This window comes from Anoxybacillus sp. EFIL, assembly GCF_013096955.1.
Classification (GTDB): domain Bacteria; phylum Bacillota; class Bacilli; order Bacillales; family Anoxybacillaceae; genus Anoxybacillus; species Anoxybacillus ayderensis.
The window spans coordinates 54,085-68,240 of sequence record NZ_SDLH01000004.1; the positions used below are offsets into that span (position 1 = coordinate 54,085).

Consider the following 14,156-nt stretch of genomic DNA (forward strand, 5'->3'; position numbering starts at 1 on the left):
TATAACATCACAAGTTACACTTCATTCTTGCTTCTAAATCTTGCTTCTTTCATTTTTCTCTTTGCATTTCTAAAACCAACTACAATAAGCAACATATATACAATAACAACAATCCCGATACGTAGATAAGGGGGGATGAAATCAAAAAGAGTAGTATAAATAAAGATAAACATTAATAATATAGGAGCAACAACGTAAACAATATGACTAGTATCTTTTTTCTTAACAGCATAAAATAGTTGCCAATAAATAAAGACCACTAGGAAAATTCCGTTTATTTCGTAAGCTCCCACTATAAGCCCTCCTAGTTACCTGCAGCTGAGTACCCTTTTCTAAAACCATTCGCAAATATAACGATATCAGGTATGAATCCCCATATTCCTATCGCTTTGATCGCTCCTTTAGCTGCTCCTTTGATCATCGCTTGTGTTGCTGCCTTTTCAATTCTCCCAGCTGCCAATCTTGTTTCTGCTTGAGATATCTTAGTTCTCACTTCTGCTTCTGCTTCTTTCCAACCATTACGGGCACCTACTGTAGCCGGGCCTGCCTTACTAGCAGTATTAGCAGCACCACTCCAATTAATTCCATAAGAAGCTGCTACATCCTTTAATCCTTGCTTAATTCCTGATTCAATTTTATTCCATGTAGACATTGCTAACCATCCTTTCCACTAGAAACGAAGTGTAGTGATAAGTAATGAATAGCTGTATTCCATAGAATCATTTACCTATATAATAGAAAGCCTTCTTTATCCTTACATATCCCTAAGAAAAATTAAAGCAGTGCCTCTTATATTTTTTCATCAACATGATAGCTATAAAGATTGAGGTACTTCTTACCATATGAGAGCTTTTCTCGCCTTATACGAAAAACACCTTCAGCCAGCTTCCTTCCATTTAACAAATACAAGAAAAATTTATATTCATTCATTTTTTGAACATGCTCTAGGAGCTGATTGTACTCAAGTAAAATAACGTGTGCAAAAGTTCTGTGATAATCCCCTCTCTTTCCAGCTGGTATAACGTCTATATTTCCATATACAAGTTCGCTATTATGTTCGATGATGATGACGACAGGCATATCTCTTTGAATACCATAAAATTCAGAAAAAATACATAGTTCTTGATCATTCATGCTAAAATCACTTATTGGCTGTAATGGAAAAAGCACCCCTTGATGATTTTTTTCCACCCCCATGCATGTTAAACATTTTACTAGGCGAATACCCTTAAAATTCTCATTCATTTTTGCTAATAGGTTGATGTTTATTTCTAGAATTTTTTTATTCATAAAGAAAATACTTACTACATTTTGCCCATTTTCTTCCCCCTTTTCGATTGCATGATTTAAATCAAAAAAACCGTCAGTCGAGTCGATACGACAATAATTTTCCTTGAATTTCACCTCGATCTCTCTTAAAAAAGGTAAATACAATTTCACAGCAAACACACCCAATCGTCGCAATATTCACAATAAAATTTTATCCTCTCCTTTTTTTTTTTGTCAATATGTTACGATGAAAAAAGGTAAAATTTGAGTGATTTATCAAAAATAGAAGAAGGGGGCAATGGGAAGCATGGAAATGCTAGTCACTATGTGTTTCGAAGCAATAGGTGGATCGTTAGATTTTTTGTTGCTCGGTCAGTTTAGTTATCTCACCGCAAAACGAAAATTAAAACATCTGTAAAAAATAGGAATTATTGCACCGCAAAAAACGTTCGATCGAAACACAATAAAACATATGTTAAAAGATCCTAGCATCACTACATATTTATTTTCAAAAACACACTTCAAAAAACTTATTCATGACAAAGACATGGAAAAACAATTTCATGAAGCGATACATAAATATGTATAAATCGCCCATAGGCAAATATGGGCGATTATGTTTTTTCTTTGTATAAAGATGCTGTGCTAATTAATATAACTACCGCCAGTAAAAATGAAACGTACGCAACAAGCGACGCAGTCCCTTGGTTTTTCACCCCGATGCCTACAAACGCCCAAACGAACACAAGTGGATACACGTAATCGCTTTGTCGGCGCATGAAAAGAAGGGCTGAAGCTGTCGCAACAAGTAACATAACGATTGCCCAAAATGCATCAGATAATCCGAATCCGTTCCAACCGTTGTATTTTAAAACAAAGGAAATGTTGGCAATCGTCGCAACACTAATCCAACTTAAATAAATAGAAAATGGCAAAAGGTCAAAAAAACGTGGATTCGTACGTTTGACCGCTTTATATAACCATATCAGCGTCAAAAGAAGAGAAAGCATCACAATAACCGAAAAGAAAAAATATTCATAATGCCACACAACAATCCATAACGCATTCAATATACAGCTAATAACAAAAGGGACGAGCGCTTCGCGATACATAGGCAAGTCGCGGCGTGAAAGAGGAACTTGTCTTAAAATCCAAATTGCCAGTAAGATGTAAACGAGACCCCAAATCGAAAATACATACCCTGCCGGAGTAAATAAGACGTCCGCTTTTCGCGATATTTCCCCTGTCGTCTGACCATTTAACGGAAGCCGCTCAGCAATGATATTCACAATAACCATAACAACGTATGCAATCATATAAATAACAAATCGTCCCATCATCATCCCCCATCTCTTCTTTTCTTATTTATACTATTCCTCTCATGTGGACACGATAACCGTTTGAAACAAAAAGAGACGGCTTTCTGTACCGTCTCCCCTATTCCTCACCCCAAATATCCTTCAATGTCCACGCATCGATAGAAAGGATAGTCACGTCCCCGCCTTCTGTGAACAATTCGATTCCTTGGCTCGTTTCGGATGGATAAATTCTTCCTGTCATCACAAGCTGACCATCGTTAACGAATAACTCGACAGAGGAACGGTCGATGAAGAAATGGAACGTAACCACATCCCCGTGTCTATCTAATACAGCGCGACGAATGCCGCCCTCTCCTTTTCCAGAGCGGTTTCGATCAAACGTCACGATGGAGTCTTTCACATCATAGCGGAAGATCGTTTCTTCGCTTCCATCACCCGAACAACGCACTTTGACACCAAATGCATTTCCTTGAAAATTAGCTAACGAAAAACGGATGAGTAGCTCTAGTCGATCCCCTTTCCATGGAAGTGTATACGTTCCGTCCTCTCCTTTTACTGAAATCGATTCCAACTTCACATGCTCTTCCCGCAATAACTGCAATTCCGGCACCGGCTTCATCAACAGTTTCTCATCATCTGTCAATTCTAAAAGACGCGGAATCGTTAGTGCTCCGGCCCATCCGTGTTGTTGCGTCGGCATTTGCGACTCCCACATGTCCATCCAACCGAACAAAATGCGTTGTCCTTTTTCATCTTCAAACGTTTGCGCAGCGTAAAAATCAAACCCTTTATCGAGTTCTTCAAACGCTCCATGCGCTAGTTTTCCCGTTTCATAGTCAAGTGTACCAACAACATAACCTGTTTGATGAAGGTTTTGAAAACGATCGCCCTCTGGTTCAATCCCTTGTGGTGAAAATAACAAAATATCTTTGCCGTTCAAACGGAAGACATCTGGACACTCCCACATATAGCCTAAGCTACCATCACTTTGCGCAACGATGTTGACATACTCCCAATGGCGCAAATCGTTCGACTTGTATAAAACGACTTTTCCGTTATTCCCCTCTCTTGTCCCAAGCACCATATACCACTCGTCGCCATGCTTCCACACTTTCGGATCGCGAATATGCCCTTGGCAGTCAAACGGCGGCTCGGAAAGTACCGGATTGGTCGGGTCTTTTGCAAAATGAATGCCGTCTTTGCTTGTGGCAATACATTGATATTGTTTCAGTTCCGTTTGTTCTTCATTTAACCATACGTTTCCTGTGTAAATAAGAGTCAGCACTCCTTGATCATTTACCGCGCTTCCTGAAAAACAGCCGCCTTCGTCGTACCATTCGCTCGGCGCAAGTGCAATCGGTACACGCTCCCAATACACAAGGTCTTTACTTTTCACATGCCCCCAATGCATCGGCCCCCACTTTGGGCTGTCTGGATGAAACTGATAAAACACATGGTACTCCCCGTTCCATTGAATGAGCCCGTTCGGGTCGTTCATCCAGTTTACAGGCGCCATAATGTGATATGCTAAGCGATACGTACTGTTCATTTTTTCTTTTGCTTGTTGTACTCGTCTTTCTGCTTCATAAATGTGCTTCGTATGTTTCGACATACATTTTCCCCTTCCTCTTTGTTTATATATTAGAAAATGAAAAAATATCATGTGTAGAGAACTGTATATTTGAAAACAAAGTTGAGACAAAATGATTGTTTTGCGCATCATATACTTCTTCTAGTTGCAAACGATCGTTATGAAGGACATATTTTTCAATCGTCTGATGCTGATAATCAACAATCCAATATTCCTTTACCCCTGCTTTTTCATAGTAATAACGCTTTAATAATCGGTCATTTCTTGCAGTGCTTGGAGAAAGAACTTCGACAACGAGGTCTGGGGCGCCATAACAACGCTTATTGCGCAGTTTCTCTTTCTCACAAACAACTGAGATGTCCGGTAACACCGTGACATTTTCTTTTCCTTTTTGCTCATCTTGGAAAAGAAGCACGACTTGCAAATTGCTTCCAAACACAAAACAAGGGCTACCTTTTAACGCGAATGTGATTTCCCCAATTACATTCGCTACAACCCCCTCATGTTCGTATGAGGCTGGAGCCATGAGCACAGGAACGCCTTCGTACAACTCCATTCGTCGTTCTCCGACAAGCTCAAAAAACTCTGCAAGCGTATACAGCTGTTTTTCTTCACGCTCACTCATCTATCTCACCTTCACTCGTTTCTACTCATCCATTGTTCCATATGATGCACAGCGATGCCAGAAAAGCTTTTTGTTCGTGCGTAGTGCTTTTGAACAATCGCCAATTGCTCGTTCATGTACGTCTCGTCTTCTTCAAAAAACGAAACGTCATCCCCTTCATCAACCTGTCCTGTTTCAACCCCCACAACAATTTGCTTCCCGTATTTTCTAGCTATTTGCATCTCTTTTTTCACGATGTCAATGATGTCTCTTGCTTGATCACGATATGCCATCATTGTCACACCGTCTGTATTCGCAATCACCCATTCCGCTAAATTGCTGTTTCCATACCGTACCCCATCAAACCAAAACGGTATATCCACTTCAAACCGTAGCGATCGTTCTTTCGCAAGCTCACGCGCTCGTTGTAACACCGTTTGATACGAAGTGATTGCCCCATTTTGATTTGTCCGCCACCACGCATGCAAGTACGGCTCAACGTCTAAATGTACACCGTAAAACTTTTCATTCTTCTCGGCAACGCTTTCATATTCGACCAGCCATCGAAATAAGCGTTCCATTCCTTCTCCATTTTCAATCCAATTTGGCGCCCCATCGAGCGCATACACACGAATACCTTTTTCGGTTGCACGCCGAACAAATTGACGATACGTATCAATCGGAATTTCTTCATCGATTTGCACGTATACATCGCTCACTTGTTTTTCTTGTAAAAAAGAGAAAACGCGATCTTCGTCTTTCACAAATAACCATGGGTTCCAAAGCCACGTTGCATGCACGGGCTGTCTTTCTTGTGCAAACAAATATACTCCTCCCACAACAAGTGCGAATAAAAATACGATGATGCCAACAATTTTTTTCATTGATATCCCTTCCCATGACCTAATTATCTTTATTTTACTACGTCTTGTATAGAAAAGAGAATGACAAAACGACTTTTTTCACATGATATATAAAAAAGCGGGGATGAAAAATGAACGTACTTTTCTTATTTTTGTCTTTGTTGCTCATTACGACAACACCTGTTCACCGAATACATGACGATATTGTTTGGAACGTGCCAACTGATGAAAAAATGGTCGCGATTACGTTTGACGACGGGCCAGACATATTATACACTCCTGACATTTTAACGATTTTAAAACAGTATGACGCCAAAGCTACTTTTTTCGTCGTTGGGTTTCGTGCTGAAAAATATCCGGATATCATTAAGCGACAAATGAACGAAGGGCATGAAATTGCAAATCATACGTATAAACATCTTGATTTTCGCGGCAAATCTAAACAAACGATTGAGGAAGAAATAAAAAAAAGCGAAGATGTGCTATATGACATTACCGGAGAACGCCCGACGTTATTTCGTCCCCCACTTGGCTACTACAACAAGCAGATCATAGATATCGCCAAACAACGAGGTTATACTGTCGTCATGTGGTCAAAACATCAAGACACATATGACTGGCAAAACCCTGGGACGAGACGAATTGTCCGCCGTGTCATTGAACATATTCAGCCTGGACAAATTATTTTGTTTCACGATCACGGAAGCGGTAGCCGGAAACAAACTGTCCAAGCATTAAAAGAAATTTTACCGATTTTAAAAGAAAAAGGATATACATTTGTCACTGTCTCGGAACTGTTAAAACATCATCCAAACTATCGTGATTTAAATTTGTAGCCCCTTCCATATGAGCATATGTTTTGCTTTCTCATACAATCCATTTCATAATAAAAGGGAAAAATATTGGAAAGGAGCATAGAGATGAAAAGTTTACAAGATGCCGCAACGTTACATAACGGTGTCCGTATGCCGTGGCTTGGCTTAGGGGTTTATAAAGTGCAAGAAGGCGATGAAGTCATTCGTTCTGTTCGCACAGCGCTTGAAGTAGGATATCGTCATATTGACACGGCTGCGTTTTATGAAAATGAAGAAGGGGTCGGGCGAGCGATTCGCGAGTCGGCCATTCGTCGTGAAGAAGTTTTTGTCACAACAAAAGTATGGAATTCCGATCAAGGATACGAATCAACATTAAAAGCATTTCATACGAGCTTAAAAAAACTCGGCTTTGATTATATTGATTTGTATTTAGTTCATTGGCCTGTCAAAGAAAAATATAAAGAAACGTACAAGGCGCTCGAAAAGTTGTATAAAGATGGCTTTGTGCGCGCCATTGGGGTGAGCAACTTCCAAATTCACCATTTAGAACATATTCTTGCTGATTGCGAAATAAAACCGATGGTCAACCAAGTGGAGTTTCACCCGCGGTTGACGCAAAAAGAGCTTCTTGCATTTTGTAAACAACACCAAATTCAATTAGAAGCGTGGTCACCACTTATGCGCGGTGGCGAGCTGTTGAACGAACCAACGCTTGTCGACATAGCACAAAAATACGGGAAAACACCAGCTCAAGTCATTTTATGTTGGGACTTACAACACGAAGTCGTCACTATTCCAAAGTCTGTCACGCCTCAACGAATTGCTCAAAACGCAAACATTTTTGACTTTACTTTAACAAAAGAAGAAATGGATGCGATTGACGCGCTAAACGAAAACCGCCGCATCGGTCCCGATCCGGATCATTTTGATTTTTAAAAAGGGGCGACCTATCGTCCCTTATTTTCTTTATCTGTTTTTTGCTGCCTCAACACAGCAACTAAAAGAAGAAGAAATGGGATCACAATTTGAAGTGGAATATGCATATAAATTGTAACGATTTGTAGCCCCTCTTTAATATGTTCAGCAAAATTGCTGGCGATTGCAATGGACAAAAGCAAAACAGAAATACCTAGCGGATAAACAAGACGTTGATATTCTTTAATTTGAAATAAATCTGCCGCTCCGATCACTCCTGCATAAAAAAAGACACCGACTTTGAAAAATCCCCCGACAATGAGTGCAATCATAAATAACACATCTAATCGCTCTAAAAAATTTGCTACACGAATTTCCTGAATCGTATTCAACAAGGGAAAAGTGGAACGTGAAACCGTATCTGCCCCCAATACGGCTATATTCATTGCCATGATGATCGCTAAATTGATGCCACTTAAAAACAAAGCAAGAAACCCTGCCTTCATTACTTTTTCTTGTTTTTGCAAGTAAGGAAAAATCATCGTAAAGACAATCATTTCGCCAAATGGAACATATAGTGTTTGTGTAAATACAACATGAAAAATGGGTTCCCATCCTTCTTCTAATATCGGCTGTAAACGACGAAGATCAACTGCTCCTGCAATGATGATTAGTACAAATCCTAATATAAGTATCCAGTAAAGTGAAAAGAAAAATAATTGACTCGCTCGCGCAATGACTTCAATTCCTTTATAAACAGCATACATTACTGTCAACATCATAACAGTATTTAAAATAAACAAAGGGGTTTCAGGATAGGCAAACGTCAATAGAAGCTCGCCGAAATCGCGTAACACTCGAGCCGCAATGTATAAAAAATAAAGTACATATATAAGCCCCAGTACCTTTCCAAAAAAAGAACCAACAATGCGCTGACTATATGATGTAAGAGGTAGTCTTGGGTAATATGTAAAAAGGCGGTAATAAATGAACAGCAATCCTCCTCCTAAAACCATGCCGCATAAAATAGCAAGCCAAACGTCTTGTTTTGCATCTACTCCAAGTGGAATAACCATGGCGCTACCGTGTTCAAATAAAATGGCAAGCATAAACAATTGTCGCGCACTTATACACGCTCGTTCCACTGCATCTCACCGCCTTTTCACTGAATGTATGAGCGAGTTCTCAATCCTGTTCTTCGAATAAATGAATCGACTTTCACATGAAGTTCTGCTTCAGGGAAATATTTGTTATGCCATGTTTTTTTCATTTCTTTCCATTCCTCTGGATACGTTCGATGAACCACTTCTCCAAATCCAAAAATGTCGCTTTTCTTCTTTTGAGCAGCATGTACTGCCTTTCTCACTTCTTTTTTTATCTCTTGTTGTATTTTTTTTTCGAGCTCTATTATTTGCTTTGGATCTGTGAAGTCCATAGAAATAAATGTTTCGCTAATATCTCCCTCTGTTTTAATAACAACTGATATTATCGGATTTCCGTCTTTTAGTTTTGCTTTTACCTTTGCTTGCGCACGCATAACCTTATAGGACAATCCTTCCTTAGATTCGCCCCAATCAATATTTACATTTGTTTGTTTTACTTTATTAAGCACCCACAATACTCCACGAGCCTCTTCATTTTTCATCCAACCAACAAGCTTCCCATTCTTAAAAACAGCTAATTCAGCAGCGCGAAGACGTGCCGAAGGTTCAATGGTACGAACATTATCTTGTTCGGCTCCCTTTTGCCAATCACCGGCAATACGAAAACTACTTATGACCACTTCTTTTCCATCAAGTGAAAAATTTTCTATTATTTCCCTTATGCGAGTATCAACGTTTTCTCCTAACAAACCTTTTGTAAATTGCAATGTTTTAATTATTTGATTTGCAGGAATTTTATCGATCGGTGTAAGTACAGATAATAATTGTTTCGCTGTTTGCTTACGCGCAATAATAATATTCGCTGCAGGTCGAAACTGGGGATTGCGCTCAACAGCATCAAAAATTTGCTGAATCCCTTCTTTCGCAAGCTCCTCCCCAATGACAACAAGGTTTGTATGAGAATAATATGGAATGCGTGATATTTGTTTTGACGCCTTCCGACTTGCCTCCACTAACGTATCGCCAGTTGATGTATATAAGGCAACGGGAAGTCCTGCGCTCCCTCCTCCTCTTTGAGTCGCCCCTGCTACGTTTCCAGGATTGACAATTTGGAATGTCGACATATATTTTCCATCCCTTTTATCTATACCAACTGCGATAATGAATGCTAAGTCTGTCAGCTCTCTTTTGCTCCAACAACCGTAAATAATACACATAAATAACAGGACAAAGATGAGAAAAAGATATCGTTTAATTTGAATCCCCTTCTTTCTCTGCTCGTTGAGGCGGCTTTGGACGTTGCCCATCCTTTTGACGAACCGTGTCTGTATTCATGATTAAGTGAGGTCTCTCTTTTAAACCCCATAACGGAAAACGTATAAATGTATCACCTATATTTTCTAAAATAAGGGGGGCAAGTGGTGCCATGTATGGCACTCCAAATGAACGAAGACTACATAAATGAATAGTCATTAAAATTACGCCAATCAAAATGCCATAAAAACCAAATAGAGCAGCTAATACCATTAGGGCAAAACGAATTAAACGTGCGGAAATAGCAATTGCAAACGACGGCGTCGCAAAGCTAGCAATTGCTGTGATGGACACAACGATAACCATAGCGGACGAAACAAAACCTGCTTCTACAGCAGCTTGTCCGATGACGAGCGCCCCAACAATCGATACAGCCTGTCCAACAGCCCTTGGCAAGCGCACTCCAGCTTCACGCAAAATTTCAAACGTCACCTCCATGAGTAATGCTTCAATAAAAGCTGGAAAAGGAACCGCTTCACGTTGTGCAGCAATTGCAATGACAAGGGAAGTAGGAATCATTTCTTGATGAAATGTCGTCAGTGCAATATACACAGACGGTGCAACAAGGGAAATAAAAAAAACGAGCATACGTAAAAAACGCAACGCTGTCGCAATATCAAAGCGTGCATAATAATCTTCTACAGCTTGGAAAAATTGTATAAATACGGTTGGGACAATAAGGACAAATGGTGTCCCTTCTACAAAAATAGCGATTCTTCCTTCCAACAAATTGGCCGCAACACTATCTGGTCTTTCCGTATGATAAACAGTTGGAAACGTTGTAAATGATTCATCTTCAATCAGTTGTTCAATATATCCAGATTCAAGAACGCCATCTATACAAATGCGTCGCAATCGACTACGCACTTCTTCAACAATTTTGTCATTTGCAATTCCTTTAATATACATGATACGGACATTTGTTTGTGTCACTTCACCTAGTGTAATGGCTTCTACCCACACATGTGGATTTTGAATTCGTCGTCGAACCATAGCAACATTTGTTGCTAACGATTCTGTAAAACCCTCACGTGGCCCTCGAATAGATAGTTGTGTACTCGGCTCTGTAATCGCACGATACTCACCACCTTTTACTGATACACCAATTGCCTCTAGCATCCCATCAATAAATAAAATGACTTCCCCAGACATAAGCGAGGAAAATATGTCGTGCCATTGCTGAATGCGCCGTGCTGTATTAGTTGTAGCTATTTTTTGTTCAATATAGTCTAGACCGCAACTACTTGAAGGAAGTGATAATTGTACACTTATTTCAAGCAATAATTGCTGAACGATATGTTCATCAACCATTCCGCTTACAAAACAAAGTGCAGCAGGAAAATTATCATCCTTTCCAAGTAAAAAACGGCGGATGATGATATCTGCACTATTTCCAGTAATATCTCGAACTTTTTCTATGTTTGTATGTAAATCTTGATCAATCGTTCCGTATATGCCGTTTGGTGCTAATCCCCCATATGCATGCGTATCCTTTTCTTTCTTACCCTTCGATCGTGTCCACATCTTTCCTCCTCCATCCATTGTCTCCTTGATGGTTAGAATAAGCATATAATGCATATATTATGCAAAAGGAATAAACGTAAAAAATGGTCAGATGCTAAATAAAAAGTGCAGCCATGGGGATGAAGTGATGAAAACTATCGTGGTTTGTATCGCTATTTCTATGTTGTTAGGCGGTATAGCGATTAGCATGAATTTATTGCTAGGAATGAGCATTCATCAAGCTTGGTTTGACATTTTCAATCCTTTTCAAGTAATGGAACCAATTGAAGTAGCCGTTTTGTTCTCACTTATCAGTTTATGGATATTTAACACATGCCTTCACCTGTTTCGAAAAACGAAGCAACATAAAAAACCCGAACAGCGTCCGCATTAAGCGAACACCGTTCGGGTTTTTTCTTTTCTCATCCCTAAAGGAACGTATATACAAAACGGTTCACTTTCCATATAATCACCTGTGACTGCATAGGCGCGAGCGCGGGATCCGCCACAAACGTAGCGAAACTCACAAATGCCGCATTTTCCTTTATATAAGTCTGGTTGGCGCAACTGTTTCATCACTTCCGATTCACGATAAATATACGATAACGGTTGCTCGCGTACGTTGCCGCATACGATTGGAAGCAAGCCGCTTGGCATGACATCTCCTGTATGTGAAACGAAAACGAAACCGTTGCCGTCATTGACGCCTTTTGGCGCCCGTTTTAAGCCGTCAATCATTGAAGCATGATCGGTCGTAATCGCATGCTCATAACGAATATCCCCTGCTTCAATTCGTTTTTCGCGCATTTTTTGTTGAATGACAACACGACGATAATGTTGTGCTGCTGTCGTTTTTATATCATACGGTGCCGTTTTACTTAACTCATACAACCAACGGAACACTTGTTCATGTTCCTCCGGGCTAATGCAATCGCCCATTTGTCCACGGCCGGTCGGAACGAGTAAAAAAATATACCACATTACTGCCTTTAACTCTGCAACTAATTTCGCCATTTGTTCTAAATGATCGTAGTTATAGCGCGAAATGACTGTATTAATTTGTAATGGCATATGTAGCTCATTTAAATAACGAATGTTTTCGATCGTTAAATCAAACGAACCCGGTGTACCGCGAAATCGGTCGTGAATGTCAGCGGTCGGTCCGTCTAAACTAAATGCCCAGCGCGACAGTCCAATCTCTTTTGCCTTTTTCATTTTTTCTTTCGTCACATTTGGTGTCGCACTCGGTGTAATCGAAACGCGCATCCCTTTTTTCATCGCATACGATGCAAGATCAAACAAATCTTCGCGCATCATACAGTCGCCACCTGTAAACACAAGCATCGGATTGTTCATCTCATATATGTCGTCGATAAGATGAAGCCCTTCTTCGTGCGTTAACTCACACGGATCTGGGACAGGTTGGGCATCGGCACGACAATGTACACATTTTAACTGGCAAGCTCTTGTCACTTCCCAAATGACGATAAACGGATTTTCGTTATAATCTACCGCACTCGCATGTTCATGCATATGTCATCACCAGCTTTTCGTGTTATTTTTCACATTCATTATAGACTTATTTTTTCATCATGCGTTCGTGCGTTTTTGACGACTTTTTAAACAAAAAAATCTCCACAAAAATCGTGGAGATTACGCAAAATAAACAATATAAATAACTGCCGCGAGCACGATGCGATAAATGGCAAATGGCACAAGGCGAACGCGGTTAATTAAACGCAAGAAAAAGCGAATGGCTAACAATGCAAAAACAAAAGCACTAATAAAACCGACAATGAAAAATGGTAAAGCATCCATCGTAATGTACTGCCAGTTTTTTAACAACGAAATGGCGCTTGCTCCAGCCATAATTGGCACAGCCATAATAAATGTAAAATCAGCGGCAGCGCGATGACTCATTCCGACAAGTACGCCACCTGAAATGGTCGACCCCGAACGAGAAAACCCTGGCCAAAGGGATAAGCATTGGACGAGACCGACAATGAAAGCTTGCTTATACGTTATATCATCTACTGTTTGCGCTACTTTCGTTCGTTTTCCGAAACGGTCTGCTGCGATCATCAACAACGCTCCAAGCATGAGCCCAATGAGCACCGTTTCCGTCGAAAACAAATGTTCATCAATATAGTCTTCAAATAAAACACCCAACACACCAGCAGGTAAAAGACCGATAAAAATGTGCATAAGTGTCAACCGCGGTCCTTTTCTCACTTCGCTTTTTCGTAAATAAAGCAATTCGAAAAATTTATCTTTAAACACTACAACAGCAGCTAAAACGGAACCGAGCTGAATGACGACTTTAAACGTATTTGCCCCATACTTTCCTAAAAAGTCGCTTGACTTTAGCCACATATCATCAACGATAATCATATGACCTGTCGATGAAACAGGCGCAAACTCTGTCACCCCTTCGACTAGCCCTAAAATAAGCGCTTTCATTAACTCGATTATATGCATGTATGTTCATCCTTTCTAAAACGGTAAAATATGTATAATCCCTTCCATTTGCCTACTCTATTGTACTACAAACCTTCCGTTTCTACTACATGTACATAAAAATCATATCATTTTTTAAAATAATTATATAACAGTTGTTGATTTTTTATTTCTGTTATAATACAATATAACTAACAAAAGCAACGTGTGAAAGGAGTTTTGTTTATGGATATGTACACAAAAGCTTACCAAAGATACGTTGAAAAATGTAATGAATTCGGAATCGAGGCGATTGACTTAATCGAATTTATTCGCAACTTAACAACTGAACAAGTGAAACATATGTTGCAACATTAAAGATTGGAGTGAAACGATGAACGGAAATGCGGATGTGAACGTATAG

16 protein-coding genes are annotated in these 14,156 nt (G+C 39.8%); 4 read left to right on the forward strand and 12 right to left on the reverse strand.

The window, feature by feature from the left end:
- Positions 1–14: 14 nt before the first annotated feature.
- The 7 genes from ES017_RS07940 to ES017_RS07975 all read right to left on the reverse strand — a co-directional run bounded on the left by ES017_RS07940 (position 15) and on the right by ES017_RS07975 (position 5,667).
- Positions 15–293: a hypothetical protein gene (locus ES017_RS07940; protein ID WP_019417827.1), complete on the reverse strand. Its 279-nt coding sequence runs from the start codon at positions 291–293 to the stop codon at positions 15–17.
- Between the two features lie 11 nt (positions 294–304).
- Complete coding sequence (locus ES017_RS07945; protein WP_019417828.1) at positions 305–652, reverse strand: hypothetical protein; 348 nt, start codon at positions 650–652, stop codon at positions 305–307.
- A 137-nt stretch (positions 653–789) separates the two neighbouring features.
- Entirely contained in the window at positions 790–1,440 is a 651-nt protein-coding gene (locus tag ES017_RS07950) for a hypothetical protein (RefSeq protein ID WP_256689398.1), read from the reverse strand.
- Positions 1,441–1,883: 443 nt separating this feature from the next.
- The gene (locus ES017_RS07960) at positions 1,884–2,606 is read right to left on the reverse strand and encodes a TspO/MBR family protein (RefSeq protein ID WP_042535409.1); all 723 of its coding nucleotides are present in this window, start codon (positions 2,604–2,606) and stop codon (positions 1,884–1,886) included.
- 100 nt (positions 2,607–2,706) lie between these two features.
- Entirely contained in the window at positions 2,707–4,200 is a 1,494-nt protein-coding gene (locus ES017_RS07965; RefSeq protein ID WP_042535411.1) for a glycoside hydrolase family 32 protein, read from the reverse strand.
- Between the two features lie 22 nt (positions 4,201–4,222).
- Positions 4,223–4,804 carry a Uma2 family endonuclease gene (locus tag ES017_RS07970; protein ID WP_042535413.1) on the reverse strand — a complete coding sequence of 194 codons (582 nt, stop codon included), beginning with the start codon at positions 4,802–4,804 and terminating at the stop codon, positions 4,223–4,225.
- An 11-nt stretch (positions 4,805–4,815) separates the two neighbouring features.
- A complete protein-coding gene (locus ES017_RS07975; protein ID WP_042535415.1) occupies positions 4,816–5,667 on the reverse strand; it encodes a hypothetical protein in 852 nt (283 codons plus the stop codon).
- Positions 5,668–5,777: 110 nt separating this feature from the next.
- On the opposite strand from ES017_RS07975, the gene ES017_RS07980 reads away from it, so the two are divergent.
- Together ES017_RS07980 and ES017_RS07985 are read left to right on the forward strand one after the other, a co-directional pair.
- Positions 5,778–6,482 (forward strand): polysaccharide deacetylase family protein, encoded by a 705-nt coding sequence (locus ES017_RS07980; protein ID WP_042535416.1) that lies wholly within the window; start codon positions 5,778–5,780, stop codon positions 6,480–6,482.
- An 84-nt stretch (positions 6,483–6,566) separates the two neighbouring features.
- Positions 6,567–7,397, forward strand: a complete 831-nt coding sequence (locus tag ES017_RS07985) for an aldo/keto reductase (protein ID WP_042535418.1) — start codon at positions 6,567–6,569, stop codon at positions 7,395–7,397.
- A gap of 11 nt (positions 7,398–7,408) precedes the next feature.
- Here the strand turns inward: ES017_RS07985 and ES017_RS07990 are convergent, their stop codons facing one another.
- From ES017_RS07990 to ES017_RS08000, 3 genes are read right to left on the reverse strand one after another with little or no spacing between them, the layout of a single operon-like run.
- A complete protein-coding gene (locus ES017_RS07990) occupies positions 7,409–8,521 on the reverse strand; it encodes a GerAB/ArcD/ProY family transporter (RefSeq protein ID WP_042535420.1) in 1,113 nt (370 codons plus the stop codon).
- Between the two features lie 17 nt (positions 8,522–8,538).
- Positions 8,539–9,786 carry a Ger(x)C family spore germination protein gene (locus ES017_RS07995; RefSeq protein ID WP_216367494.1) on the reverse strand — a complete coding sequence of 416 codons (1,248 nt, stop codon included), beginning with the start codon at positions 9,784–9,786 and terminating at the stop codon, positions 8,539–8,541.
- Complete coding sequence (locus tag ES017_RS08000; protein ID WP_042535422.1) at positions 9,731–11,371, reverse strand: spore germination protein; 1,641 nt, start codon at positions 11,369–11,371, stop codon at positions 9,731–9,733. Before ES017_RS08000 ends, ES017_RS07995 begins: the two co-directional genes overlap by 56 nt.
- Positions 11,372–11,444: 73 nt before the next feature.
- Between ES017_RS08000 and ES017_RS08005 the strand changes: the two genes are divergently transcribed.
- Complete coding sequence (locus ES017_RS08005) at positions 11,445–11,690, forward strand: YczF family membrane protein (protein ID WP_035063225.1); 246 nt, start codon at positions 11,445–11,447, stop codon at positions 11,688–11,690.
- Here ES017_RS08005 and ES017_RS08010 read toward each other — a convergent pair.
- On the reverse strand, positions 11,687–12,829 hold the full coding sequence (locus tag ES017_RS08010) for a TIGR04053 family radical SAM/SPASM domain-containing protein (RefSeq protein ID WP_171334980.1): 1,143 nt from the start codon (positions 12,827–12,829) through the stop codon (positions 11,687–11,689). The two genes, ES017_RS08005 and ES017_RS08010, sit on opposite strands and share 4 nt — an antisense overlap.
- A 120-nt stretch (positions 12,830–12,949) precedes the next feature.
- A complete protein-coding gene (locus ES017_RS08015; protein WP_042535424.1) occupies positions 12,950–13,774 on the reverse strand; it encodes an undecaprenyl-diphosphate phosphatase in 825 nt (274 codons plus the stop codon).
- Positions 13,775–13,978: 204 nt separating this feature from the next.
- Here ES017_RS08015 and ES017_RS16120 point away from each other — a divergent pair, with 204 nt between their 5' ends.
- Positions 13,979–14,110 (forward strand): hypothetical protein, encoded by a 132-nt coding sequence (locus ES017_RS16120; protein ID WP_003395753.1) that lies wholly within the window; start codon positions 13,979–13,981, stop codon positions 14,108–14,110.
- Positions 14,111–14,156 lie beyond the last annotated feature (46 nt).